At 49.5% G+C, this 25,273-nt stretch carries 22 protein-coding genes and 1 tRNA gene; 3 read left to right on the top strand and 20 right to left on the bottom strand.

Annotation, left to right across the window (positions count from 1 at the left end; translation table 11 throughout):
• Position 1 precedes the first annotated feature (1 nt).
• The 8 genes from GM173_RS11015 to GM173_RS10980 form a co-directional block, all read right to left on the bottom strand.
• Positions 2 to 3,292: a type I restriction endonuclease subunit R gene (locus tag GM173_RS11015; RefSeq protein ID WP_203571434.1), complete on the bottom strand. Its 3,291-nt coding sequence runs from the start codon at positions 3,290 to 3,292 to the stop codon at positions 2 to 4.
• Positions 3,289 to 4,344, bottom strand: a complete 1,056-nt coding sequence (locus GM173_RS11010) for a virulence RhuM family protein (protein ID WP_373309372.1) — start codon at positions 4,342 to 4,344, stop codon at positions 3,289 to 3,291. The genes GM173_RS11015 and GM173_RS11010 overlap by 4 nt, the downstream gene beginning before the upstream one ends.
• The gene (locus GM173_RS11005; RefSeq protein ID WP_203571433.1) at positions 4,344 to 5,180 is read right to left on the bottom strand and encodes an HAD family hydrolase; all 837 of its coding nucleotides are present in this window, start codon (positions 5,178 to 5,180) and stop codon (positions 4,344 to 4,346) included. Before GM173_RS11005 ends, GM173_RS11010 begins: the two co-directional genes overlap by 1 nt.
• Before the next feature lie 15 nt (positions 5,181 to 5,195).
• A complete protein-coding gene (locus GM173_RS11000) occupies positions 5,196 to 6,434 on the bottom strand; it encodes a DUF6161 domain-containing protein (RefSeq protein ID WP_203571432.1) in 1,239 nt (412 codons plus the stop codon).
• Positions 6,431 to 7,759, bottom strand: a complete 1,329-nt coding sequence (locus tag GM173_RS10995; RefSeq protein ID WP_203571431.1) for a restriction endonuclease subunit S — start codon at positions 7,757 to 7,759, stop codon at positions 6,431 to 6,433. The genes GM173_RS11000 and GM173_RS10995 overlap by 4 nt, the downstream gene beginning before the upstream one ends.
• Positions 7,756 to 9,294: a type I restriction-modification system subunit M gene (locus tag GM173_RS10990; protein ID WP_203571430.1), complete on the bottom strand. Its 1,539-nt coding sequence runs from the start codon at positions 9,292 to 9,294 to the stop codon at positions 7,756 to 7,758. Before GM173_RS10990 ends, GM173_RS10995 begins: the two co-directional genes overlap by 4 nt.
• Before the next feature lie 2 nt (positions 9,295 to 9,296).
• The gene (locus tag GM173_RS10985; protein WP_203571429.1) at positions 9,297 to 9,929 is read right to left on the bottom strand and encodes a restriction endonuclease subunit S domain-containing protein; all 633 of its coding nucleotides are present in this window, start codon (positions 9,927 to 9,929) and stop codon (positions 9,297 to 9,299) included.
• A 178-nt stretch (positions 9,930 to 10,107) separates the two neighbouring features.
• Positions 10,108 to 10,386, bottom strand: coding sequence for a hypothetical protein (locus GM173_RS10980; RefSeq protein WP_179355276.1), 279 nt, complete (start codon positions 10,384 to 10,386; stop codon positions 10,108 to 10,110).
• A gap of 90 nt (positions 10,387 to 10,476) precedes the next feature.
• Between GM173_RS10980 and GM173_RS10975 the strand changes: the two genes are divergently transcribed.
• Positions 10,477 to 10,785 (top strand): helix-turn-helix domain-containing protein, encoded by a 309-nt coding sequence (locus GM173_RS10975; protein WP_203571428.1) that lies wholly within the window; start codon positions 10,477 to 10,479, stop codon positions 10,783 to 10,785.
• A 364-nt stretch (positions 10,786 to 11,149) separates the two neighbouring features.
• Here the strand turns inward: GM173_RS10975 and GM173_RS10970 are convergent, their stop codons facing one another.
• From GM173_RS10970 to GM173_RS10925, 10 genes are all read right to left on the bottom strand, one after another.
• Positions 11,150 to 11,536, bottom strand: a complete 387-nt coding sequence (locus GM173_RS10970) for a VOC family protein (protein ID WP_203571427.1) — start codon at positions 11,534 to 11,536, stop codon at positions 11,150 to 11,152.
• Between the two features lie 271 nt (positions 11,537 to 11,807).
• Positions 11,808 to 12,458, bottom strand: coding sequence for a hypothetical protein (locus tag GM173_RS10965; RefSeq protein WP_203571426.1), 651 nt, complete (start codon positions 12,456 to 12,458; stop codon positions 11,808 to 11,810).
• A gap of 166 nt (positions 12,459 to 12,624) precedes the next feature.
• Positions 12,625 to 13,458, bottom strand: a complete 834-nt coding sequence (locus GM173_RS10960; protein ID WP_203571425.1) for a sulfurtransferase — start codon at positions 13,456 to 13,458, stop codon at positions 12,625 to 12,627.
• A 114-nt stretch (positions 13,459 to 13,572) separates the two neighbouring features.
• Positions 13,573 to 13,911, bottom strand: coding sequence for an FKBP-type peptidyl-prolyl cis-trans isomerase (locus GM173_RS10955; protein WP_203571424.1), 339 nt, complete (start codon positions 13,909 to 13,911; stop codon positions 13,573 to 13,575).
• A gap of 70 nt (positions 13,912 to 13,981) precedes the next feature.
• Positions 13,982 to 15,199 (bottom strand): hypothetical protein, encoded by a 1,218-nt coding sequence (locus tag GM173_RS10950; protein ID WP_203571423.1) that lies wholly within the window; start codon positions 15,197 to 15,199, stop codon positions 13,982 to 13,984.
• A gap of 1 nt (position 15,200) precedes the next feature.
• A complete protein-coding gene (locus GM173_RS10945) occupies positions 15,201 to 15,980 on the bottom strand; it encodes a hypothetical protein (RefSeq protein ID WP_203571422.1) in 780 nt (259 codons plus the stop codon).
• A gap of 92 nt (positions 15,981 to 16,072) precedes the next feature.
• Positions 16,073 to 16,621 carry a hypothetical protein gene (locus GM173_RS10940; protein ID WP_203571421.1) on the bottom strand — a complete coding sequence of 183 codons (549 nt, stop codon included), beginning with the start codon at positions 16,619 to 16,621 and terminating at the stop codon, positions 16,073 to 16,075.
• On the bottom strand, positions 16,618 to 16,902 hold the full coding sequence (locus GM173_RS10935) for a DnaJ domain-containing protein (RefSeq protein ID WP_203571420.1): 285 nt from the start codon (positions 16,900 to 16,902) through the stop codon (positions 16,618 to 16,620). The genes GM173_RS10940 and GM173_RS10935 overlap by 4 nt, the downstream gene beginning before the upstream one ends.
• Positions 16,903 to 16,982: 80 nt before the next feature.
• Positions 16,983 to 17,059 (bottom strand) — tRNA-Met (locus tag GM173_RS10930).
• A 78-nt stretch (positions 17,060 to 17,137) separates the two neighbouring features.
• Entirely contained in the window at positions 17,138 to 18,451 is a 1,314-nt protein-coding gene (locus tag GM173_RS10925; protein WP_203571419.1) for a Na+/H+ antiporter family protein, read from the bottom strand.
• A gap of 270 nt (positions 18,452 to 18,721) precedes the next feature.
• On the opposite strand from GM173_RS10925, the gene GM173_RS10920 reads away from it, so the two are divergent.
• Positions 18,722 to 20,185, top strand: a complete 1,464-nt coding sequence (locus tag GM173_RS10920; RefSeq protein WP_203571418.1) for an amino acid permease — start codon at positions 18,722 to 18,724, stop codon at positions 20,183 to 20,185.
• 87 nt (positions 20,186 to 20,272) lie between these two features.
• On the opposite strand, the gene GM173_RS10915 is transcribed toward GM173_RS10920, so the two are convergent.
• Both GM173_RS10915 and GM173_RS10910 read right to left on the bottom strand, forming a co-directional pair.
• Complete coding sequence (locus GM173_RS10915; RefSeq protein ID WP_203571417.1) at positions 20,273 to 20,983, bottom strand: substrate-binding periplasmic protein; 711 nt, start codon at positions 20,981 to 20,983, stop codon at positions 20,273 to 20,275.
• 167 nt (positions 20,984 to 21,150) lie between these two features.
• On the bottom strand, positions 21,151 to 21,972 hold the full coding sequence (locus GM173_RS10910; protein WP_203571416.1) for a lysophospholipid acyltransferase family protein: 822 nt from the start codon (positions 21,970 to 21,972) through the stop codon (positions 21,151 to 21,153).
• A 312-nt stretch (positions 21,973 to 22,284) separates the two neighbouring features.
• Here GM173_RS10910 and GM173_RS10905 point away from each other — a divergent pair.
• On the top strand, positions 22,285 to 25,273 hold a 2,989-nt coding region (locus GM173_RS10905; RefSeq protein WP_203571415.1), incomplete at its 3' end, for a beta strand repeat-containing protein.

Raw genomic sequence — 25,273 nt, 5'->3', positions numbered from 1 at the left:
CTTAAACCCCAGCCGCATTCAAACCAACGCGGGTAATTTGCACCACCCATTCCACCATTGCCTTGGCCTGATCCATGCCTGCACCAATGGCTTTGCACTCTTTGAATAAGAGCGGTAGCAATTGCTTGCGGATGTTGGCTTCGATGTTTTGCGGATTGATAGAATGCTCGCCCACGACTTGCTCAACTAGCTGGTCGATATCAAAAGCCAGTGCCACCCATTTATCGAGTACCTGTGCATCGCTAATGGCAAATACCTCGGGAAGCGACTTTTTGAAGATACCGAAATAGGCTTGCGCATGACGATTGCCCTTGAATGCATCGGGCAATTCATCCAGCTGGCGATTTTGCACTTTCTCTTCAAACTCGTGGAACAGCAGGTATTGCTTGAGTGGGTGATCGAATAGCTTTTCAGCCTCGGCAATCGCGTCGCGCAGCAACTTGGAGAAGGCCTCCTGCGCATATGGATCATCGCGCAATTCCTGCTCAATCATCTTGGCTACACGGGTTTTGATGATGTCGGTTTCGTTGCGGGTTTTTTCTTCCGACCAGTCTTCAGGCTTGGGTTTGCTGCCCATTTTGCCAACTTCATAGGTGCCGCCCGGTTCGCGCACTTCAACCCCGACAACGTGCTTATCGAGCAGTTTTTTCACCTGTGCGGCATAGTCGTCGTAGTTGATGGTTTCGCCGGAATCCTGCTTCACCAATTGGCGCAAGCTAGAGAACTGCTTCACCGTTTCTTTGTAATGCTGGCGGTCGGCATCGCTAAAGCTGGTGTCCTCGAAGAAGGTGGCCGATTGAAGCGCCACTTTCAGGCAGCTAGAAAACTCGCTCAGCGCCTCGTAAAAGTCATCGCGCACTTTCTGGTTGATGTCGACCAGTTCGCCGTTGCGCTCTTCGGTTTTCGGGATCAACACCTGGCGCAGTTGTTCGATGTCGTTCTTGTTTTTAACACCATCAAAAATCGCCCACAATTGCTTATACAAACGCGGTAGGCGTTTGTATTCGGTGCTCATCGGGTTGTACAGGCCTGCGATATCGTTGATGTCGTAGCCGCCTTGAGTGCGGGAGGCCAGATCCTGATACTTGGCAATGGTGGTATCAAGCTCGGCCAGAATGCCGCGATAGTCGATCAGCAAGCCGAATTTTTTCAGCGGATGCAGTCGGTTTACGCGGGCGATGGCCTGAATCAGGTTGTGCTCTTTGAGTGGCTTATCGATATAAAGCACGGTATTTTTCGGTTCATCAAAGCCGGTAAGCAGCTTATCCACCACGATCAGCAATTTCAGCGATTCATCTTTATCGAAACACTCGATCACCTGCTTGGTGTAGGCCTGTTCGTCTTGCGAGCCGACATTGTCTTTCCACCATTGTGTGACTTCGGGGATGGAGGCTTCATCCACTTCCGAATTACCTTCGCGGGTATCCGGTGCGCTGATGACCACGGCGGATTCAAATAGACCCACCTCATCGAGGTACTTTTTGTATTTGATGGCCGATGCTTTGCTATCGCAAGCCAACTGGCCTTTGAGGCCAGCGGTGATGTTTTTATCAAAATGCTCGGCAATATCGCGGGCAATCAGCTGAATGCGGTCTTCAGCGCGATACAGCTCACCGCGCTTGGCGTATTTGCGCTTCAGGTCAGCTTTCTGCTCGTCGGTCAGGCTGGTGGTAATGCGGGTGAAGCCCGCATCAATCGCTCGGTCATTGATATCCAGATCGGGGATGCGCTCTTCGTACAGCAGCGGGGTAACGGCTTCGTCTTCTACTGCCCGCTGCATGGTGTAGGCATGCACAATCGGGCCGAATTTGCTGGTGGTTTTGTCATCCTTCAGCAACGGCGTGCCAGTAAAGGCCACGAAGGCGGCATTGGGCATGGCTTGCTTCATGCGGATATTGCTCTCGCCACCCTGGCTGCGGTGGCCTTCATCAATCAGCACGATGATGTCGGGGCTGGTGTTCACGCATTCCGGCAGCTTGGTCGCGGTATTGAACTTGTGAATCAGCGAGAAAATAATCCGCTCGGTGCCAGTGCTAATCTGTTCGGCCAGCCGCTTGCCAGACGTCGCCAGTGCGGCCTCTTTGTCTTTCTTGCCCGCTAATTCGCCACCAGAAGCAAAGGTTTTGGAGAGCTGGCTTTCCAAGTCAACGCGGTCAGTCACTACCACTATGCGGCATTGCTTGAGCGAATCATGCAAGATCAGCGCCTTGCTCAGAAACACCATCGTGAACGATTTACCCGAGCCGGTGGTATGCCAGATCACGCCACCTTCGCGGCCACCATCGGCGCGGCGGGTGTTAATGCGGTTAATCAACCGCTTGATACCGAATACCTGCTGATAGCGGGCGACGATTTTGCCGACCTTTTTATCGTACAGCGTGAAATAGCGCACCATCTCCATCAGGCGGGCGGGTTTGAGCAAGCTGATGAGCAATTTATCCTGCCCCGTTACCGCCAGCTCGCCACCGGCGAGCAGCGATTGAAACCACGCCAAATCCTTGGCGGGGCGATGATTAAATAGGGTGTCAGTCTGTAGCTGGCTCAGCGTCTTATTCTTGATCGCATACATCTCGGCATCAGAGATATCCTCTTCGCGCCAAGCAGCGAAAAACTTCTCTGGCGTGCCGCAAGTACCATAGCGGCCATCGGTGCCATTAATCGACAAAATCAGCTGCGCATAGGCAAACAGGCGCGGGATTTCATCGTGGCGCTGATTGCGTAACGATTGCGAAATGCCCTCGGCAATAGTCGGGGCTTTTTTGGCATTACCATCGGGGCGCTTGGCCTCGATCACCACCAGCGGAATACCATTCACAAAGCACACGATATCAGGGCGACGGCTATCAATGCCGCCCGTGCGCGTTACGCTGTATTCCTCGGTAAACAGGAAGCTATTGTTCTCTGGCGTCTCCCAATCGATCAGCGCAATAGTCGGGTTGGCTTTCTTGCCATCCACAAACTCGGTCACCGAAATGCCGTACAGCATGTGGTTGTAGAGCTTTTCATTCGCCAGCGCGAGGCCTTCATTCAGCGCCGGGCTACACACCTCGGCGATCAGCTTATCCACCGCTTTATCCGACAAAGCCTGCTCACGCCCCTCAAAGCGAAAACGCCGAGTTTGCAAAACCTGGCGCAGCTCATCGCGCAACACCACCTCATCCTGCTTGCCACCGCGTTTGGCCAAGGCCAGCTCGGGTGAAATGAAAGTCCAGCCAAGGTTGGTGAGTAGCGTTAGCGCGGGGATTTTTGCGCTGTATTCTTCTTGGAATTTCGGCGTGAACGCTTGATTCATCGTTGATCCTTGCTGCGCGGCGAGGCATCCCATGCCAGAAGTGCCGCGATGTCTTGTTCAGCCTCAGCTTCTTTCAGCCTGCGTTGCTGTTCTGCAAATTGCGCGTATTCGGCCAAGGCCTTTTCATCTGCCTGCTGCTTGCTGATTTTGCCCGCACCTTGCAATACATCGCGGTCATTGAATTGCAGAAACTGATCCAGCTTGTCCTGCCAGTCGCGTAGAAACACCTGCTGGCGGCGTTTGGCCTGGTCTTCGGCAAAATCCAGCCACATTGACACTACGCGGTTCAGCTCGTCGATTTCCTGCTGATTCAGATAGTTTTTGGCGACAGTCACATCACCTTTGCGAACTTCTTCACCCTTGAAGCTGGTCAGCCCCATGTGTGGCAAGCGGGCATCAACGCGATGGTGAATTAGCTCGGCTGCCGTCTGGCCCGTGCAAGCAAAATGCAGCTTATTCTGGATGATCTGGAAAAACTGCGTGGTTTCTTTCAGGGATGGCTGGTAATCGGCAGCCAGCGCAAAAATCTCGCGCACCCGCAGATACATCCGCCGCTCGCTGGCGCGAATGTCGCGGATGCGTTCCAGCATTTCGCCAAAGTAATCCGGCACGATGGATGGGCCAACGGGCGGATTTTTCAGTCGCTCGTCATCCATTACAAAGCCCTTGATCAGGTACTCTTGCAGCGTTTGGGTTGCCCACTGGCGGAATTGGGTGCCACGGGCTGACCGCACACGGTAGCCGACCGCCAGAATGGCGGGCAGACTGTAATGATCAATCTCGCGTGACACCTGACGAGCTCCTTCCTGACGAACTATCCGGAATTTCCGGATAGTTGAGGTAGGGTCCAGCTCCGCTTCTTTGAATACATTCTGCAGATGCTCATTGATGGTGCGTACATCTTTGCCAAACAGTTCGGCCATGGTCGCCTGCGACAGCCATAGCGTTTCGTTTTCAAAGCGGCACTCAATGCGTACCTTGCCATCTGCGCTGGCAAACATCACGAATTCACCTGCTGGCGGGGCAGGCATGGCATTTTGCTGGTCAGTCATTACACACCCGCCTCGGCGATGATTCGTTGCGCCGCGACCTTGTCAATCATCGTCTTGATGGCCGTATCAATGGCCGATCCCTCGCTATAATCGGCCACGGCAGCAAGATGGGTACGCCCGTCATCAACCAGCTTTTGCGCTTTTTGCTTGGCTCCTGATTTGCCCCTGGTATAAACGGCAATCGAATGCCCGCCTTGATCCTTCACCAAGCGCATGCATGGAATGTCGGTCTCACCGTCCCCGATGAACACCATGTTGGTAAACGGAACGGTGCGATCCTTCGGGGGAACGTATTTGTTGATCTGGCTGTTGTCGTGAACGTCCAAGCTGCCCTTGTTGATGCGGAACAGGTATTGCGTCTTGGTGGTGTAGTTCACTGCCAGTGCCGGCCAGTGCGCTACGCCGTTCTGGTCGTACATGAAGCCCGAGGCGTAAATGCGTTCAAATTCACGAGCGATCCGCGTACCTTCCACCATTTCCCGCAGTCCGGATGAAATGATGAAGTGCTGTACGGCCACTTCGCGTGATTTGCCGTAGGCATTGATGCGCGCAAACCATTCTTCTACGCCGGGGAAGAAATTGATGCTCGAGCCGAAGTACAGAAAATCATCACGCCGGATCGGCACCCGGGCGCTGTTGGCGCGGTGAATCATGAGCTGCATGTAGGCAAGGATTTCATCCGCCTGCTGCGCCTGAGCCAGCGTTTTGGCCTCGGACCAGAATTCGCTCGGCTTCATGTTGAGCGCGGGAACAAAGTCATATTCCTGCATATTGCCTGGTGCGAGCGTGCCGTCAAAATCATAGGCAATCACAAAAGGTTGGTGTTTTCTGGCCATATGAACTCCTGAAGATTAGCCTTTTCCAGTTGCAGCTTTAAGCATTTCGATACCGGGCATTGTCGGGCCATTCTCATTGGCGAGTAAGCCAGTTTCTGATCGACTGAATAGTGCTTGCAGCACGATTTCGCGTGATTTCTCATCCACGGCTGATTCGTTAGAAAGGGCTAGGTATAGATAGGTGAGCTGTTCGCGTTCCTCAGCATCACGCATCAGATGGAATGCGCTGAAAGCGAGGCGGGATAGGGTTTTGAGTAGGAAGGCGTATACAGCCGCAATCGAGCCAAAGAGCACCACACCTTGCAGGCTATTGAGCTGCAAGGGCAACTGTTTTCCTTGTAACCACGTCAAGAAAAATTCGCGGAAGTACACCAAACCAAGAACAATCGCAGCAACCATCGTCAGCGCCCACAATCCGCCTTGCAGCCCATAGCGTTTGGCAGCTTTAGCCCAATACTCAGCTGGTTTTTGCAGCTTCAGTTTCTCTTGGTACAGATTTTCCAGTTCGGTAACTTTGCTTTGCCATGCATTCAGCTCCTCATGCATGTGAGTCAGGCTACTGGCAAATCGTTCTTCATTTTTATGAACAATGGCCTTATTTAAGCGCTTTTGGGCGGCTAACCGGCGATTACTTTGAGCCCTATGCTGCTGATCCCAGTTGCGGATCTCTTCTCGGACTGCATCAGTTTCGCCGAACAACTCATTGCGAGCGTCTACATACTGCGCGCGTAGCCGTTCCAGCGAGTCCGCTTCGCTTTTACTACGTTGCAGGATTTCGGAGCCCTGATGTTGGAACTCATAGCCGAACATATAGCCCTTGAATGAGTCCGCATTGCTAATGCCACCAGTTGAGTTACGCACTACATAATCAATAAATGACTGACCTGCGGGCGCACCATATGTAGCAAAGCAATCCAAATATGCAGCAACAAAAGGCTGACCACTCCACAGCCACGTGCTTTGACTGCTGGGGAAGTAATTTTGAATCGCCCAATTCAATTGCCCTGTGAAAGCGGTTTCTTCAAGCCCACTCCATGAAGGCAAATTTGCATCCACTTGATTGAGAAAGTGCCTCAATGTGGGGCCGATATTCACATAGGCTTGATTGATGGCGCGATCACCCAGCCTTTGTTGAGCGACTTCCCAAAAAGTGGTTTCGGCCTCAATAAAACTACGAAAGGCTTGGTAACTATCGAAGCGAGCAACGTAGCCCGCAATGTCGATGATTTGAACACTAATCCTGCGGTCGTTCATGCGGCCTCCGCTTCAGGCACTTGCACGCGGCGCTTGCCGGTGAGGAGGGCTTGCATCAGGGCTTTTTTCTCTTGTTTCAGGCCGTCGAGCTGGGATTGCAGGGTTTCGATTTCTTGGTCGGCAGCAGATAGTACGCTGGCAATTTTTTGTTGCTCTTCCAGTGAAGGAATAACGACAAAGCACTTTCCAATATGGGATGGTCCAAAATTAAGTTGTGCGGATCCCGTTGCTTGTCGTCTGATTTGATTTTTGAAAACAGGGGATTGCATAAAATACTGAAAGTATGTGATATCAACCGCACCGTCATTCAAAGCCTTAAATCTCATGGTGCTAGTGTTCATGCATAGAGGTAAATGTGCGCTCGATGCGAAAGCAATTTTCTCATCAAATCGATCTACAGATATGCCTGAACATGCAATTAGTAAATCACCATCATCAATCAAAAAGTGTTTGTACGCCCCAATACATTCATCTTCGGAAATATGAGTTGTCGTATTGGCTAAATCAATTTTGTTAAATTGAATATTGGTTCCATTAAATAATTTAATACCTTCTTCAGTGAATTGATGATTGCGCACCCCAGGGCCTTCCTGATACCAAAGGTGTTTTTTAATCAATTCAATCTTCCAGTCGCTAGGTAAAGCGCCAAGCTTGCTCTTAGCAAATCCTTCGCGAATTAAGTAAGAATAGTTGTCATCAGGATTGAAACGTTTTTTGCCAGTGAGCAGTTGTTGCATCAGGGCTTTTTTCTGCTGGCGGGCGAGGTCGAGCAGACGTTCGGTGGTGGCGATGGCCTGATCCCAAGTCGAGAGGATTTGGGCGATTTTCTTTTGTTCCTCGATTGGTGGAACAGGAACTTTGTATGCCTTTAAACTCTTCAAACTAATTGCTGGTTGTGCAGTTTCTGTTTTTATCTCTGAGAGTCCACTTTTTTCGTAATCGAATGCAAGGACATAATTGAAGAACCTTGTATCGTTATCATCAAAAGACAACTTAAGGCAATTTCCTGCGATGATTGAGTCGACATGATCGTGAGGGATAATTGCGCATCGCCCAGCCTGTGCGCCAATTTTTGCCATTAGAATGTCTCCGCCCTTTGCGGAGCTTCTTTTTTGCTCTTCAAATAATTGCTGCTCCACATAGACATACTTATCCGCTTTGAATATGCCTGATGTTACAAATCCGCTTTGCAGAACTGGTATCCCTTCTGGTTTGTAGTGCTCTGACTTAAGGTTGCTGCCAAAAGGGCCATCAACCATTGCGTATTTATTTTTCGAAACCACATCTTCTAGTCGTTTGTAGTTCCAATCACCGGGAAGGCTCATTGTGAGTCTCCTTGTACTTCGTATCCCAATTCACCAAGGTAAATGGCCATCTCAGTTTCCAGCGCATTCAATTGTGCTTTCAATTGCTCGCGCTCGGCCCGCACCGCCAGCAGGTCGATTTCTTCCTCTTCTTCAAAGGTATCGACGTAGCGCGGAATGTTCAGGTTGAAGTCGTTGTCCTTGATCTCGTCAAAACTCGCCACATAGGCGTATTTATCAATGCTCTGGCCTTCGCGGTAGGTGCTGACGATCTTGGCGATGTTGTCGTCTGTCAGCTGGTTTTGGTTTTTACCGGCTTTGCATTCGCGGCTGGCGTCGATGAATAGCACGTTGGTGTCGGATTTTTCCTTGCTAAAAATCAGGATCGCCGCCGGAATGCCGGTGCCGTAGAAGAGTTTCTCCGGCAGGCCGATCACGGCGTCGAGCAGGTTTTCTTCGATCAACTTTTGCCGAATTACCCCTTCGCTGCTGCCACGGAACAGCACGCCATGCGGCACCACCACGCCCATGCGGCCGCTGCCGGGTTTCAGCGTTTCGATCATGTGCAGGATAAAGGCGTAATCGCCCTTGGTTTTGGGCGGAATGCCACGGCGAAAGCGGCTGTATTTGTCGTTTTCGGCTTCGTCATGCCCCCATTTTTCTAGGCTAAACGGCGGGTTGGCGGTGACGATGTCGAACAGCATCAGTTCGCCGTTTTTATCCAGCAGCTTGGGGTTGCGGATGGTATCGCCCCATTCGATTTTGTGGTTGTCTTCGCCGTGCAGAAACATATTCATCTTGGCCAGCGACCAGGTCGAGCCGATGGCTTCCTGCCCGTACAGCGCGTAGTTTTTGCTGCCGTGATTGCTGACCACTTTGCGGCCACATTTCATCAAGAGCGATGCTGAACCACAAGCCGGATCACAAATGCTGTCGCCCGGTTGCGGGTCGAGCAGCTCGGCGATCAGCTCGGAGACTTCGGGCGGGGTATAGAATTCACCCGCTTTCTGGCCACCGCTGGCGGCGAAGTTTTTGATCAAAAATTCATAGCCGTTGCCGATGATGTCGAGCGTGCCGACGCGGCTAGGCTTGAGGTTGAGCTCAGGCTTGGCAAAGTCTTCCAGCAGGTGGCGCAGGATGGTGTTTTTCTGCTTTTCTTCGCCCAGCTTGTCGGTGTTGAAGCTGATGTCCTGAAACACGCTTTTGCCCGCGTCTTTCAGCTTGGTGCCGTTGGCTTCTTCAATCGCGTGCAGCGCCTGATCAATGCGCTCGCCATTGCCCGGCTCGTGGCGACGTTCGTACAGCTTGTAGAAGCTGGCCTCGCGGGGCAGCACGAAGCGCTCGTTTTTCAGCATTTCTTCGATTAGCTCCGGCTCGTCACCGTATTCAGCCTGATAGCCATCGTAGTGGTCTTGCCAGACATCGCTGATGTATTTCAGAAACAGCATGGTGAGCACGAAGTCTTTGTAGGTATCGGCGCTGATGGTGCCGCGAAACGTATCGCAGGCCGCCCATAGCGCTTTGTTGATGTCGTCCTGATTGATTTGGTCGGTCATGGTTATTCCTTGGATGGCGTATTTTTAATGGTTTGTATTGCGGGCGTTGCCGTGGTGAGCAGGTCGGCGGCTAGCTCGTTCGCAATGGCGGCCAGCATTTGCTCGCCGTTACGGCGCAGTTGTTCGATGAGGCGCAGCTCTTGCTGCAAAGTATTGGCGAGGCCAATGATGGCCTGCTGGCGGGCTAGATCAGGTACGGCAATGGGTATCTCTTCCAAAGCATTGCGTTTAATGGCTTTGGTGATAGTACCCTCGGCGTTGAGATCGAAATAACGCTGGCTAGGTGGCTGATTGAGAAACCAGCATAGGTATTCGGGTAATAATTGTGGGGCTGTGGCGCGCACGATGAAAAACTGCGGCGCAGCGATGGCCTGCTTGCCGGTTGCGGTGAGAGAGTCATCAATTAGCACCGCGTAATTACGGCTGCCACGGGCTGCGACCAGAATATCGCCGACTTGCAGGCAATCATCGCGGCGGCCCGTGGGCTCGGTTTCAATACAATCAGCCCAAGCCACACCGCCGAGTGCCGAGGCATCTTTCATCTGCACAGCCACAATCCCAGAGCCTAGTGACTCAGGAATCTTCCCCCGAAAGGGGTGTCCAGCAGAGATGATGGCGAGGTCTTTCAGTTGCATGTTTGTGCCGTTTCTTTAGCGATACTGCACAATATTCTTCCTAACAAACCTTGTCAATAAATACTGTTTCTTTTGTTTTACTGCATAAAAAAGCCACGCATTTGAGCGTGGCTTTCAAATTTTGAGCATTGTGAAGCATCCAAATAACAAGCGGATGAATTTTACCATTCACACGATGTCAGCACATGAAAAACAAACGAGCCGCCTGGCGTAGTACCGCATTTTCTTGCTCAAGTCGCTGTATGCGCTGTTCTAGCTCGTGTGTGGACTTTCGTGGTTCGAGCGTTTTGGTATTTTGCAGTTCACGTTTCATAAATTCTTCGAGGCCGATGCGTTGCCATGTGGCCAGTGTCGATGGGTGAACGTCAAAGCGGCGCGCAGCTTTGGTCAGGCTGCCAACACGGCGCAAGTATTGCAAGGTCTCGATTTTAAAGTGGTTTTGGTAAAAATTTTTCATGACGGCATTGAAAACTAAGAATTCCTTAGTATATCTTATGTGAAGGAACTAAGAAAATCTTAGGTATTGCATCTAACTCGGACGTTCGCAATGCCTATCCAATCGCCGTTCCCAATTCGCCTGAAAGAAGCGCGAACAATCAAAGGCTTAACCCAAGTGCAACTGGGAGTGAGGATAGGAATGGATGAAAACAGTGCAAGCGCACGTATGAACCAGTACGAAAAAGGCAAACACGCGCCGGATTTCGACACGATGAAGCGCATGGCTGAAGAGTTGGGCGTGCCGGTGGCGTATTTTTTCTGCGAAACTGAATTGGACGCGAAACTAATGCAGATGTTGCATTTGCTTTCTAAGCAACAAAAAGAGCGACTTCTGATTCAGCTCGCAAACCAAGATTGATACTAAATAAATGGATGCATAAGTCATGCATACGCCATTACTCATTTATTTTCATAACACCAAAAAAATCAGCTCCCTACGAAGCTAAGATTGAAGACATATTGCAAGCTAAGGCAATGTCAGCGCAAGCGTTGTACTTACGCCGACTTCAAGCTGTTCGCCTGTCGATTAGTTGGGTTTTGCTAGGATAACGTGAGAGTTCCTTATTATTGTTGGGGTTTAGCGGGTAGGGCGGGTTAGCCAAAGGCGTAACCCGCCAATCTGATACCGACAGCACAATTGCGAACCGCGCGGGTTGATAAAGCTAACTCGCCCTACAGGGCTACTGCGCTAACGAACGCCTCTTGATGTGTTGCGATCCAAATCATTGCATTGAATGAAGGCCAATCATATTGCCTTCTGTATCCACAACCATCGCGATAAAGCCGTGTTCGCCAATCGACATTTTGTGCTTGAAAATTTCACCACCGTGAGCTGCCGCTCGTTCCGCTTCAATGGCGCAATCCTCGCAAGTGAAATAGACCATCGTACTGCCGCCAGACGGGCAGCCTGCCATTTTGACGAGTGCTCCAGCGGCACCAGTACCCTCGATTGACATTGGAAACGCCCACATTTCCATATCAGGAAAACCCTCGGGATCAGGATTCTTTAACTCCTCTAATGAGCCTTGGAATACGGCTTCGTAGAATGCCTTCGCACGGGTCATGTCTTGAACATAAATCTCAAACCAAGCAACCGGATTGCTTTTCATGATGGTTTTCCTTTTGATTGTCAATAAAGTTGAGTCAGTGAGAGGTAATTTTGAGTGGTCAAATGTAAAAAAACAAGTGGGTGGGGCGGGTTAGACAAAGGTGTAAGCTTCAATTCGATTGGTTACCATAAATTAGCGCGGTTTGATAAAGCCAATCGCACTACAAGGCTTGTTTAGGTGGGGCTGAGCTTTTGAAACCCAATAATCGCGGTAAATCTTGGATTGCGCAGCCCTAGTCCAAATTGCTGTACTACAAGGTTGCAGCTATCTTTTAGAGATTTGCTTTCAATGATATTGCTTGAATTATCTTGCTTTCTAAACCTGATCTTCTTAAGTAGTTTGGATGGTATGTTCTGTAGATTTTAAACTGGCGATTAACTAATCGAACTTCAGCCAGATGGCGGGTATTGAAGCCTTCAATTTCTTGAGGGACCTGATTAAATAAATTAGTCACGCGATTGTCGTATTTTGGTCCAGTAAATAAGATCACAATGTCAGGTGATAAGAATTCAATTTCTTTTAGGAGAATGTAATCTAGCTTTTCTAAAATGGCGAGATTAGCGGCGCTCGGTGATTTATTGTTCTCGTCAAATTTGTTTAGGTTTAGCCAGGCAGAACAGTAGTGATCATTGGAAATTGCTTTTTCAATTTTTCTTATTACATTCCAGAATGGGCTAGAAAAATAATTTGCTCCAAGATCAAATTCTGAATAGGCTTTCATTTGATATTCAACATCAAAATTTGATGGCCAGCCATTGGTTTCTTGACCGACAAAAATAATTTTTTTTGCAGATTCTAGATACTTTTTTCCTGGTGAGCAAAGAAAAGGACCTTGAAGGATACCGGAGCATTGATTGTTTATCTTTTTAAACTCTTCTAGTTGTGATGTATATAAATCAAACAACTTGGAATGTATGTCCATTATCATTCTCTAGTGTGAATATCTGCATGGTCTTATAAATAAGCAAAGCAGTCTGTTTTATATCTTGCCAAGGTAAAAACTAAACCATATATTTTTGCCTAATTCGCTGCGCTTATTGACGTCCCTACAGACGTATATTTATCCATGTTCATTTATCGAACATCCCTCAGCACAACATCGGTCTAGCTGGATCGCTGCACCATTCGCTCCATGAGCCCGGATACAAACGCCCGCCACTTAAACCAGCCACTTCCAGCGCGAGTAAATTATGGCAAGCGGTGACGCCGCTGCCACATTGATGCACCCATTGCGCGGGTGTGCGCTCGCCCAACAGTTGCAGCCATTCTTGGCGTAACTGTGGGACGGGCTTGAAGTGGCCATCGGCTAAATTAAGCATGAAAAAGCGATTAATTGCGCCAGGAATATGGCCTGCCACGGGGTCTAGCGTTTCGCCGATGCCGATAAAGCGCTCGGCGCTGCGCGCGTCGACGATTTCAAATTGCGCGCTGGCTAAGTTGGCGAGTACATCTTCGGTACGGACATGCAGTGCAGGTCGGAGCTGGACGTTGAATGTGCTGGCAGGCCAAGTTGGTGTTGTTGTTTCGATTGGCGCTTGTGCCGCCAGCCAAGCAGGCCAACCGCCATCGAGCACTTGCACGCTATCGCAGCCGAGCCAGCGCAATAACCACCACAGCCGCGCGGCAAATGGGCCGCCGCTGGCGTCGTAGGCGACGATTTTGCTGTTTGCAGAAATGCCAAGCTGGCCTAAGCGTGCGGCGAGTTGCGCTGGATCGGGCAGGGGATGGCGACCATTGTGGCCGAGCTTTTCACCCGACAAATCCTCGTCAAGATGTAAAAAACGCGCATTCGGAATGTGGCTCTCCGCATAGGCGGCGCGGCCAGCGGCCGGGTTGGCTAGGTCGTGGCGACAATCCACAACCACTAAAGCAGGATCGGCCATTAGCGCTTGCAGTTGCGCCACATTAATTACAGGATGCATACAGTTCGCCACATTTAAATGTTATTTAAGTAGCGAAGCATAGCTTAGTCGGCGATTACGAATGAGATTGCGCTTCTGTTGTTCGCGAAAAGGCAACAAATCGGCCACGAATTGTTAATCCCGCGTCAAAACTTCCAGCAATTCAATTTCAAAATACAGGTCAGAATTGGGCTTAATGTGCTCGCCAATTTGGCGCTCGCCGTAGGCCAGATGCGCGGGGACGTAGAGTTTGCGTTTGCCGCCAACGCACATGCCCATGATGCCGATGTCCCAGCCTTTAATCACGCGGCCAGTGCCAATCACGCATTGGAACGGTTTGCCTTTGCGGTGAGACGAATCAAATACGGTGCCGTCCGCCAACGTGCCGGTGTAATGTGTGGTAATCAGTGCGCCTTTGACGGCGGCTTTGCCTTCGCCAATGACGAGGTCTTCGATGATGAGTTCATTGCGCATTGTATTTGCTCTGCGTGGGTATTCTTTGCTATCCATTGTCTAATATGGCCTTGTAACTAATACATTCTGTTTAGCTGCGGCCTTTCCACGTGGTGCTGCAATTTTTCAGTAAATACTTAAACGCGCGTTCCATGTATTCATCGGGGTAATCTGGGTCTTTATTGGCTAGAGCGTTTTCAGCTTCTTCTTTTAGATCGTTTTCCCACAAGTCAGTCAGTTCTGCGCGCTGCTCCAACGGAACGTGATGTTCGATAAATTCAGCAACCAGCGCAGAATTGAGGCCTTTTTCTCGCAGCGCTTTGACCATCGCAATCGCTTCGCGCTTGAGCATGGCCGATTTGACGGGCTGTTCGGTGGCAACGAGTAAAAACAGCGTGGCAATGACGGCGTTGTCGCCATCTTGGCTCAGCCGTTGCCAGTTTTTGGCAATTGCCGCGTCGTAGTCGCTGATTTCGTTAATGCCGCCGTCCAAAAAGAAACTTTCTAGATTGAAGCTATTGCTGCGAATTTTCGGTAATTCATGCGCGAGGAAATGTTCCATTTCGGCTTGTGCGGTGCGTTTAATTAAGATGGGCGCATCGCTGAAAAACAGCTCAAATCGCTCAGGGTTGTAGACGGTCTTTTTCGCTTTGGCGGCTTTGATTAATAGATTGAATTCTTTGCGGCTGGGTAATTTGACTTTGGCATCGGGCACTAAAACCAGCAGCATTGCGCTAGAGATCAGTTGCTCGGCATCGCAAATGTCTTCGTTGCCGAGGCGCAGTTTCTTGGCAAGCCAAAAACCGAGTTCGATTTTATCTTTCAAGGCTTGGCCGCGCGCGAGATCGGCTTGGTATTGCGGCCAAGAGATTCGCTCTTCGCCACTCATTTCATTTAAAAACGATTGCTGTTCTTCTGCGGATGCTGCGCCGTCTTTTAGTAGCAGCGTATCGCGTGGCATCGCATGCAGGCGGCGTAGCATATCGGCGCCGTTTTTTGAGTGCGACAGCAGCGTGTTTTTTTGCAGCGATTGCGCGGCGATTTGCAAATCACCTTGCGCGTGATCTTCGAGGTAGAGGCTAATCAGATTGGTCATCCGAATCACCGATAGCTCCAAATCAGGGCGCAAATAGGCGGTGCCAAAATAATTGGCGATTTGCACCATGCCTTTGGCCAAATCGGCTTCGATGGTGGCTAGTTTTTCAGCACTGATAATGCCTTGCGCAACGCCGAAACTGAGCGCTTTATCAAAGAAGCGGCGTTGGTCAAAGGCGGCAATGCTGGTCGCAGGATTGCTCATATTCGTCATATTAAATTGCTGACTCTTCGGCTTCGTCGGTTTTGTCGCTGCCGCCGGCAATGGCGGCGAGTAGATTTTCAATCGCGCTATCGCTAATTGGCTGGCTACGGCGCTCGGCACGCATCGCTTGCGCTAAGATGCGGCCTTGCAGCTCACCAATGATGTGTTCGAAAAAGTCGGTTTGCTCGTGGAATAAAATCCAGATGGTTTCTTTCCAGTCGTTGTCGGCGACTTCAGAGCGGGTATAGCTCCAGCTGGTTTTGTCTTGAATGTGTTCGAGCGAATGGAAAACCGCGAAAAACTCACGGATTTCATCGCTGGTGCTGCTGCCATCGTCGGACAAAAACGGCAGCGGGTCGGTGGTATTGCTAGCGTGCATGACAAAATTGAAGACTTCTTCGAGGCGACCGTAAAAATAGTCGGCCATCGTCTCGACGCCGCCATCTTGCTCAAACAACGCTTCGAGGTATTCTCCCGTCAAATCTGGGTCTTTGTAGATCACCGCATTAATCATGCCACGCATTTTGTCTTTATTGCGCTCGCCGTATTGTTTGTCGAGCACCACGGCTCGGGCAAATTGCTCGGGCGTGACCATCATGCTTAGCAAAGATTGTTTGGCCGAATCGTATTCGCGCATGATGGCGAGTAAATCTTTGGGGGCGACTTCATCCAAAATTTGCATCAAAGCCGTATCGCCGTGTTGATCGGCGATGTCGGACAACACTTTTTCGGCTCCAGTAATGTCGCCGACGGTAATCAGTTGTGAGGCATTGATAACTGCTGGATGCATAATCAGTCCTTAATATTTGATTGGGTGTGCAAGAATTCGATTATTGGGGTATTTGTTGTTAGCTTTTATTGATTAATGGCTGTAGCCATATACTAGTTGTCTGAGTCTCGGGTTTCAAAACCTTGTTCTTCAAGCCAAGACGAGCCAGCCGAATCTAGATCGTTCATGTCGCCGCCATCATCATCTGAATCATACATATCGCGATCATCGTTTTCTTCTGTAACTGGCGCGGCTGCGCTGTGATGCGCGCCTTTGAGGCGCAAATATTCTAATGCCGCTGACAGCACCAAAAACACATCGCCACCCTCCGCGTCCGTCGCGGTCTCGACGAGTTCTTGCGCCCAATCGGCAATGCTGAGGTTTTCTTGCAATTGATCCCAGGGGATGAAGTCATCCTCATCGGGCTCGCTCGCTACAATCGCTTTCATCATCGCTGGCGAATTAAATTCAAACGCGTTGTAAAAAACCACTGCGACCATTTCTGGACTGAATTCAATCATCGGCAGCAGGTGCGAAAACTGTTGGCGTTTTTCAGCTAAGCGCTTTTTGAGCGCAGGGCGACCTTCCGAGTCGCTCATCAGGTCTTCGAGTTCTGCGTCATAGACTGACATCAATTCAGTAAAAAATGGTGATACGTTCATTGCAATACACCTTGTAAATATTTAGCGGCAATTTCTTGGGCGACTTCGAGTGGATTATCAATCAAGCTGCGTTGTCGATAATCATCATAGGCTTTGCGCCGCTCAGCGTCAGACAGAACATCGTATGCCTCTTGGATTTCACGAAATCGCGCGGGCGCATCGGGCGCGGCATTGCGGTCGGGATGGTATTTGGTTGCATTGCGGCGATAGGCCGCTTTGATCGCATCAATGCTGGCATTGGGCTGGATGCCTAATTTGGCATAGTGGTCGTGTAAAGACATGTTGATCCTTAACTTGCGTTCGCCAAACAATCACCAAGCAAAAAGCCCACATCTTGCGATGCGGGCTTTTTGCTTTGTCTTGGTGGCTATGACGGGACTCGAACCTGTGACCCCAGCATTATGAGTGCTGTGCTCTAACCAACTGAGCTACATAGCCAAGAGAGGCATGATTATTACCGAACACCTTGGGCTTGGCAAGTACTTTTTACAAAATACGTCGATAAATTGCATTTATTTATAAAATCATCACCGCGACCCAGCCAAATGCCATTAGCGGCAGGTTGTAATGCAAAAAGGTCGGCACGACGGTATCCCACATATGATTATGCTGACCGTCGATATTCAAACCCGCCGTTGGCCCTAGCGTTGAATCGGAAGCGGGTGAGCCCGCGTCGCCCAATGCGCCTGCTGTACCGACCAAACACACAATGGCTTCGGGGCTAAAACCTAGCTTCATCGCTAGTGGTACATAAATCGTCGCCAAAATCGGTACAGTAGAAAACGATGAACCAATACCGAGCGTCACGATTAAGCCAACCAAGAGCATCAAGAATGCCGCCAGTGCTTTGCTATTCCCAATCCAGCCTGCTGATTGTTCAACTAAACTGGCTACATCACCCGTTGCTTTGAGTACTTCGGCAAAGCCCGAGGCCGCAATCATAATCAGGCCAATTCCGGCCATCATTTTCATGCCTTCGCTAAATACGCTATCGGCATTGCGCCAAGGCACTGCGCCGCCCAAAACGCAAATGGCAAAACCGGCTAAAGCGCCGAGCAGCATCGAGTCGGCTAAGAGTTGCACGATGAATGTGGTCACCATGGCCATGATGGCTACGCTGATTGAGCGGGGGGTGTAACGAATGTCTTCGCGCTCAACGGCTTTCAGGGCGTTGATATTGTAGTGGCGTGGTTTGCGATAGCTGACAAAAACCGCTACCAATAAGCCAACAACCATGCCTAGGGCAGGTAATGCCATTGCGTGCATTACATTGACTTGATTGGCGTCCAAACCCGATTTCGCGATGCTGCCGAGCAAGATTTGTTTTAAGAAAATTTCCCCAAAGCCAACAGGAAATACCATATATGGTGTGATTAAACCAAATGTGATGACACAAGCTAAGGCGCGGCGATCAAGTTGGTATTGGGCCAAAGTGTAGAGTAGTGGTGGAATCAGTAGCGGAATAAATGCAATGTGAATCGGCAATAGATTCTGCGATGAAATCGAAACGGCTAATACGGCGAGCAAAATGCCCCATTTGACGCGCTGGCTATTGCTGGTTTTTTGACTTAGTTTCGTTAAACCATCCGCCATCGCGTGTGGTAGCCCTGACTCAGCAAGCGCTAAGGCAAACGCGCCAAGCAGCGCGTACGACAGCGCAATGCCAGCGCCGCCACCCAAGCCGCCATTAAATGCCGCAATAGTTTTGGTGAGTGTGAGGCCGCCACATAAACCACCGACGACGGCACTGACTAAAATACTGATCACCACATGGATGCGGCTGAGCGAGAGCGCCAGCATTAAGGTAACGGCAATAAGAACGGCATTCATGGTGAGGGTTAAGCTCCGTGTGGGGGTCTGGCGGACAAAACTTGCTAACGTTAATAACAACACCAACGAGTTTTAGTCATTTAATTAGTTACTTTACGCTGAGAAGCTCAGTGATGATGAGAGATAAATCATCAATTGTCGCATTGGGTAATATCTGTATATGGGATTTTCTGGGTGTTGGAGTTGCTACGAAGCTGTTAGCATTTTGTCCCCTTGGGTGGTAGGTAGCTGATATTCCACCCCATTTCGGTGTTTTGCCAAAGGATTTTCATGATTTCCCAAGCAGCCAAAGCGGCTCCGCATTTGAAGCGCAAATTACGCGCTCGCCATCTTTCGATGATTGCGATTGGTGGTTCGATTGGTACTGGCTTATTTGTCGCCTCGGGCGCAACCGTGGTGCAAGCGGGCGCAGGCGGAGCACTGCTTGCGTATGCCGTGATTGGTTTGATGGTTTATTTTTTGATGACCAGTTTGGCCGAAATGGCAGCCTATATGCCGGTTTCTGGCTCGTTTTCGACTTACGGCGCTAAGTTTGTCGAACCGGGTTTTGGCTTCGCACTCGGTTGGAATTATTGGTACAACTGGGCCGTGACAATTGCCGTTGAGTTGGCGGCGGCCAGTATGGTGATGAAGTTTTGGTTTCCGGACAGCTCGGGCGTGTTGTGGAGTGCCTTATTTTTGGCGATCATGTTTTCGCTCAATTACATTTCGGTTAAAGGATTCGGCGAGGCTGAATTTTGGTTTTCACTCATCAAAGTGGTTACCGTGGTGATCTTTATTGTCACCGGCATTTTGATGATTTTCGGCATTTTGGGTGGCACGCACAGCGTAGGGTTTGAAAACTTTACTGCGGGTGAGGCACCGTTTGTCGGCGGATTTCCAGCCATGCTGGGTGTGGCGATGATTGCAGGGTTCTCATTTCAAGGCACTGAGCTTGTTGGGATTGCGGCTGGTGAATCAGAAGATCCGCAAAAAAATATCCCTAAAGCGATTAAACAAGTGTTTTGGCGGATTTTGCTGTTTTATGTGTTGGCGATTTTTGTCATCGGCATGTTGATTCCGTACACAGATCCAAATTTGCTCAAAGGCGATTTGGCCGATATTGGCGTGAGTCCGTTTACCTTGGTGTTTAAAAATGCCGGGATTGCCTTTGCGGCTAGCGTGATGAATGCAGTGATTTTGACGGCGATTTTATCGGCGGGTAATTCGGGTATGTACGCGTCGAGCCGGATGTTGTATTCCTTGGCGACGGAGGGCAAAGCGCCCAAAATGTTCGCTAAATTGTCCGCCAACGGCGTGCCGCGTAATGCGCTGTACGCGACGACCGTGGTTGGGATGCTGTGCTTCTTGGCGTCGATTTTTGGCGAAAAAACGGTGTACCTCTGGTTGCTCAGTACTTCGGGGATGACGGGGTTTATTGCGTGGTTAGGGATTGCCGTTTGTCATTATCGCTTTCGCAAAGCCTATGTTGCGCAAGGCCGTGACTTGAATGAATTGCCGTATCGCTCGAAGTTTTACCCGTTTGGCCCTTTGTTGGCGTTTAGCTTATGTATGGTGATTATGCTGGGTCAAAACTACCAAGCTTTTATGGCGGGTACGATTGATTGGGCTAGCGTGACCGCAACGTATATCGGTATTCCACTGTTTTTTGCGATTTGGTTGAGCTATCGCTATCGAAATAAAACCCAATTTATTCGTTACGAGCAAATGGATTTAGATAGTCAACGAGATTAATTGCTGGTGATATTGATGGGGTATGTATTGCTGGTCTTTGTTGATGAATGCTTTACAATGGATACATGTTGCTAATTTGATCGTGGTTTATTTTAAACCGTAGCGGGATGCGAGTTGTTGCGGTAGGGCTGATTTCATGATTTTGCGTGTGGCGCGCTCAAGGCGCTCAAGTTGCGATTGAGATAAGTCTTGCCGCGCTAATAAGGCCACCTGCATTTGTTCTAGTCGCAAGGGCTGGCCTGTTTCGAGGGCGGGGAGCGCGTTGCGACGAATGGCAAATAAAATCGCTTCTCGGCTACCGCACAGCGCATCCAGTCGTTGTGCCGCGAGCATTTTTACGCCTTGTTCATAATGATTGATGTCGTAAAACTGTACCGCGCTGGTATCAAGAACACGCTGGCAACCACCGCGTAAGCGACCCACCACTTGCCCTGTTAATTGTGATTTATTGCTGAGCACCATTCGCGTATTGGGCCACAAGACTAAATCGGTAAGGTGCAATGTACCTAAATTACGCAATCTGGATGATTGCACTGCGCTGGTATTGTGCACCGCTAGATCGGCTTTGCCGTGATTAATTAGATTCACACTGCGGGCAAATGGCGTAATTGTTATTTGTAACTCAATACCTGATTCCTGACTAATCGCGTTGACCAAATCAACATACAAGCCTAATTTTTGCCCTTCGGGCGTGATAAAACTCAGTGGGATGATCTCTGGCAAAGACACTTGCAGTGGCGCAGCATTGATTCCGCAGGCGGCTAATCCGAGCAGGGCGCTAACCCAGATTTTGAGCATCATCGACTTCCTTATTTCAAGCGGGTATCTAATTTAGCATATTCTAATATAGATGAGTTGCTGTGATGCTCGGCGAGTTGACGTGGCTACGATAACGGTGTGGTTTTAGCCCTGCGAGTTGTTGTGGGCTTGCCGCTGGGTTTTGGAGCCACTTTGCTAATCAAGATTTAATTCGCCGATGCAACCGCCTCGTCGATACCCAAGGTGCTCGCTTGCCGCTGTAGCGTAGCGACACCCATTAAGCTGTCATGCTTGGCACGAATCATCGCTTCGATTTCTTTATTTAGTGTACGCCTATCGTGCCCTTCTGGTGTTAATTGATCTAAGAAGTGAATCTCAATATGAAGCTTTCGTGAGCTGGCAATCAGCCATAGCGAATCGGTAATGCTCATATCATCAATGTAGGCGGCATCGGTCGAATACTCACCTTGCTCATTGGTATAACGCAAATAAATCGGCTGAATCGTCGCATTAGTTTCAAACGCACTTTGGATTAGCGACGCTTTGAACGGGCGGATTTCTTGGCCGTTGCTAGTGGTGCCTTCGGGGAAAAATGCGATGCATTCTTGATTATTCAGCGCGGTGCTGATGCTGGCATTGACGCGCTGCGTATCGCGCACGCGTTCACGGTCGATAAACACGGTGCTTGCGCCTTTACAAAGCATGCCAATCACTGGCCAGTGTTGCACATCAGCACGGGCGACAAAGCGGGCGACGGTGATGCTGTTGATCGCAAAAATATCAAACCAAGAAATGTGATTGGCAATCAAGATGCAATTGGCAGGATGCAGCGGAGTCGCAGTGCCAAACACATGGACGCGCAAACCGAGCTTGCTGGCAAGCTGCTGCGACCAGCGTTGGGTTTTCTGCAGCTTGGCTTGCTCGCTCATCCGCGGAAAGTGAAAACGCACCACCCACATACCGTGGATGACGTGGAATACGAATTGGATAAGGCGGTTGATGCGAGTTAGGTATGAAACTTTGTGCACAGCGAGTCCTTGCTCAAGCGAAGAGAGTCAATCCGGTAGTTTGCTTATGGTACGCAATGCCCCGTGCAAACCCAAGTTTGCTTAGCAAAATACATAAATTTGATTACAAATTAAATCGATCTCATTTTTTTTGTAGGGGATGTTGTGGCTTTTCTTACTCATCGTAATGCAGTCGTCTGATTGTTCCCCTTTGTTTTGCTTTCCAGTTGCTAAATTAAATAGCTACTTTTTTATCTGCTGTTCGTAGTCTAAGTTTAATTTTGATCTTTGTTTTATTTGCGTAATTAAACCTGCAATAGAGAGAAAGCTAAAATGACACTTCCAACAGCGACAAATTTAAGTGCTTCTGATGTCTATCGTTCTACTGCTTCAAATCTAACGGACATCGTACTGAGCCCAACCACAACCTTAGCTGGACTCGTTGTGAAGTTCACAATCCCAGACCAAGCTGGTAGTTTGACTGCAACCTCGTTTGGAGGCGCCTCATTAGTTGATCTTGGTGATGGTGAGTTTGCTATTTCGGGCGGCACTCTAGCAAATATCAATAGTGTTTTAGCGAGCTTATCATTTGTTGCAGACAGTAATTACAAAGACACTTTCAATATGAATGTGGAAGTGACTAATAGTAGCGGCTCTATTTTTGGCACAAAGCAAATCAGCTGGAATTTACAGGCAAATGATGTTCTTAGTTTAGGTGATCAGGCTAATAGCTTTTTGTTTAAGGCGCTTGCAAATGCGGCGTCAACAGCGACGACGGGTATAGCGAGTGTCGATGCTGGCGATGGTATTGATACTTTAATCGTGAATGGCGCTACAGCGACAACGGTTGACTTATCTAGTCAAACTTTGGGTAGTGGCTATCAAGTTAAACAAGGCACAACAACTTATCGCTATACCAATTTTGAACATTTAGATGCCTCAAAAGTTACTGCCGCGATGACGGTTATTGCGAGTGCCGATGGCAGCGAGATTAAAACGGGAAGTGCTGCGGATAAAATCACCTTGGGCGCAGGTGCGGATACGGTTGAGGCTGGTTTAGGCAATGATAGTGTGCAAGGGGCCTCCTTGACGGTCGGTGCGCTGAGTGCAGGTGATGGTATTGATTTAGGTGGTGGTAACGACCAAATTGTCATCGATGGAAATGATGTTGCCGCTACTGCAGATGGCGGTGCCGGTATTGATACCTTGCTCTATGTTGGTGCTGGAAATGGTGTTTTTACGTTTGAAGCAGGAGTGAATGACAACACGCTCGACAGCGTGGATTTAATTACTACTAATTTTGAAAATTTGAACGCAGCTTCAGCGACGGGCGATTTGACCGTCACACTGGGTGCTAACACTACCGCAGTTATTACAGGTTCGGGTGATGACACAATCACATATCGCGATGGTTTGGCGACTACCGCTGTAGTGAATGCAGGGACGGGTACACAAGATACTTTGATATTGGACCCCAGTGCAGTGAGCACAACGGCGGCGTTAAACATTAACTTAGCTGCAGCTTCAGGAGTAAAACAAGTCACCAATGCGACTGCGACTTATTTAGGATTTGAAAATTTGTCAGCAGCAGATTGGGGAGCCAATTTGACTGTGACTGCTAGTACGACGGGTAGTGTGATTACCACTGGATACGGAGCTGATACTGTCACACTTGGGGTTGGCGTTGATACTGTCGTCACAGGCGAGGGGAACGACAGAGTCATTGTGGGACTTGCTACTACGTTGGGAGCTGCGGATCAGATTGAACTGGGTGCAGGGAATGATAGTGGCAACTATGTGGCAGGCGTATTAGGAACGATAGATGCCGGTGATGGTGTCGATACGCTGACTTATGCCGGCACAACAGCTCAAACTATTAATTTTAATTCGCTTGATCACATCGCAGGTAGCCATTACAAAAATTTCGAAAATCTTTCTGCTGCAACTGCGACAGGTGCACTCAATGTTACGGCAACAGCTGCGACTAACTCGATTGTGACTGGTGCCGGTGCTGATACGATTAATGCTGCATTAGCCGAACAAGGCGTGACAATTAATGCAGGAGCCGGGGTAAACAATGTTACAGGCTCTGCTTTTGGTGATCTGATTGTGCTCGGTGCTGGTGCTGACTTAGTCAATAGCGGTGATGGCGCAGATACCGTGAGTGGCGCGTTAACTCTGGGTGACAATATCAATTTGGGAGATGGTAGTGACACTTATAGTTATCAAAGCGTTGCGAGTACGACAGTGGATGGTGGTGCGGGTATCGATACTCTAAAAGTGGCAGTCGCAGCGGCAACAGCAATTAATTTATCTACAACAGATCAAGCAGGGGCTGGTGTCATTAAGGGTTTTGAAAATGTGGACGGAGCTGCATCGTCTGCTGCATTGACGGTTACGGCAAGCACTGCAACAACAAGCATTGCGACAGGGGGCGGGAATGATGTCGTTAACGCGAGCGCAGCTTTGCAAGGGGTGACCATTAATGCAGGAGGCACGACCAATAGCACTGCAGCGGATGGTTCGCTCATCATTGGTTTTAACACGGTTACGGGTTCAAATTATGGAGACACGATTACTTTAGGTACAGGCAAAGATATCGTGAATGCCGGCGATGGTGCAGACAGCGTGATTGGTACGCTCACAGCAGGGGATCAGGTTAATTTAGGGGCTGGTGATGATGTATTTGCCTATCAGGGCTTGGGCTTAGCTGGCACAGTAGTTGATGGCGGCACAGGCACTGATTCTTTGACCTACGGTGGCTCTATTGCGCGAACAGTTAATTTCCTCACGACAACAGACAATTTGGCTGCAGAAAATGGGATTTACCGTAATTTTGAGAACTTAGCAGCATCAGGTGCAACGGGAGCTCTGACAGTTACCGCTGGTACTGGTACGACTTCAGTAAGTACGGGCTCTGCTGCTGATAGAGTCACAGTAGGTAGTACAGCCACTCAAGCGATGACTATTGCTACTGGGCTGGGTAACGATACGATTGCAGCCGCTACAGCAACGGTTAATCTGACTGTGGATGCCGGCGCAGGGACGAACTCGGTCACAACGGGTAGTGGTGCAGATAGTGTTACTTTAGGTACGGGTGCTGATACCGTTAACACTGGAGCAGGGAATGATACGCTTCTGGGCGCGGCTTCGGTGGGCGACAGCATCAATCTGGGGACAGGTAACGATACCGCGACGTATAGCGTCGCAGGTTCTGTAAATGCAGGCGATGACAACGATACCTTGAGTCACTCAGGCGCAGGCAATCTTACGATTGCCTTAGGTAGTGTTACGAATGTGGGTGGATTTAGTAATTTTGAAA

Source organism: Deefgea chitinilytica (assembly GCF_016881405.1).
In the GTDB taxonomy this organism is placed as follows: domain Bacteria; phylum Pseudomonadota; class Gammaproteobacteria; order Burkholderiales; family Chitinibacteraceae; genus Deefgea; species Deefgea chitinilytica.
This window is presented reverse-complemented; position numbering and strand designations above follow the sequence as displayed.

Coding starts and splice junctions, on each gene's coding strand:
- GM173_RS11015 (WP_203571434.1), bottom strand. CDS start 3,292: ATGAATCAAGCGTTCACGCCGAAATTCCAAGAAGAATACAGCGCAAAA.
- GM173_RS11010 (WP_373309372.1), bottom strand. CDS start 4,344: ATGACTGACCAGCAAAATGCCATGCCTGCCCCGCCAGCAGGTGAATTC.
- GM173_RS11005 (WP_203571433.1), bottom strand. CDS start 5,180: ATGGCCAGAAAACACCAACCTTTTGTGATTGCCTATGATTTTGACGGC.
- GM173_RS11000 (WP_203571432.1), bottom strand. CDS start 6,434: ATGAACGACCGCAGGATTAGTGTTCAAATCATCGACATTGCGGGCTAC.
- GM173_RS10995 (WP_203571431.1), bottom strand. CDS start 7,759: ATGAGCCTTCCCGGTGATTGGAACTACAAACGACTAGAAGATGTGGTT.
- GM173_RS10990 (WP_203571430.1), bottom strand. CDS start 9,294: ATGACCGACCAAATCAATCAGGACGACATCAACAAAGCGCTATGGGCG.
- GM173_RS10985 (WP_203571429.1), bottom strand. CDS start 9,929: ATGCAACTGAAAGACCTCGCCATCATCTCTGCTGGACACCCCTTTCGG.
- GM173_RS10980 (WP_179355276.1), bottom strand. CDS start 10,386: ATGAAAAATTTTTACCAAAACCACTTTAAAATCGAGACCTTGCAATAC.
- GM173_RS10975 (WP_203571428.1), top strand. CDS start 10,477: ATGCCTATCCAATCGCCGTTCCCAATTCGCCTGAAAGAAGCGCGAACA.
- GM173_RS10970 (WP_203571427.1), bottom strand. CDS start 11,536: ATGAAAAGCAATCCGGTTGCTTGGTTTGAGATTTATGTTCAAGACATG.
- GM173_RS10965 (WP_203571426.1), bottom strand. CDS start 12,458: ATGGACATACATTCCAAGTTGTTTGATTTATATACATCACAACTAGAA.
- GM173_RS10960 (WP_203571425.1), bottom strand. CDS start 13,458: ATGCATCCTGTAATTAATGTGGCGCAACTGCAAGCGCTAATGGCCGAT.
- GM173_RS10955 (WP_203571424.1), bottom strand. CDS start 13,911: ATGCGCAATGAACTCATCATCGAAGACCTCGTCATTGGCGAAGGCAAA.
- GM173_RS10950 (WP_203571423.1), bottom strand. CDS start 15,199: ATGACGAATATGAGCAATCCTGCGACCAGCATTGCCGCCTTTGACCAA.
- GM173_RS10945 (WP_203571422.1), bottom strand. CDS start 15,980: ATGCATCCAGCAGTTATCAATGCCTCACAACTGATTACCGTCGGCGAC.
- GM173_RS10940 (WP_203571421.1), bottom strand. CDS start 16,621: ATGAACGTATCACCATTTTTTACTGAATTGATGTCAGTCTATGACGCA.
- GM173_RS10935 (WP_203571420.1), bottom strand. CDS start 16,902: ATGTCTTTACACGACCACTATGCCAAATTAGGCATCCAGCCCAATGCC.
- GM173_RS10925 (WP_203571419.1), bottom strand. CDS start 18,451: ATGAATGCCGTTCTTATTGCCGTTACCTTAATGCTGGCGCTCTCGCTC.
- GM173_RS10920 (WP_203571418.1), top strand. CDS start 18,722: ATGATTTCCCAAGCAGCCAAAGCGGCTCCGCATTTGAAGCGCAAATTA.
- GM173_RS10915 (WP_203571417.1), bottom strand. CDS start 20,983: ATGCTCAAAATCTGGGTTAGCGCCCTGCTCGGATTAGCCGCCTGCGGA.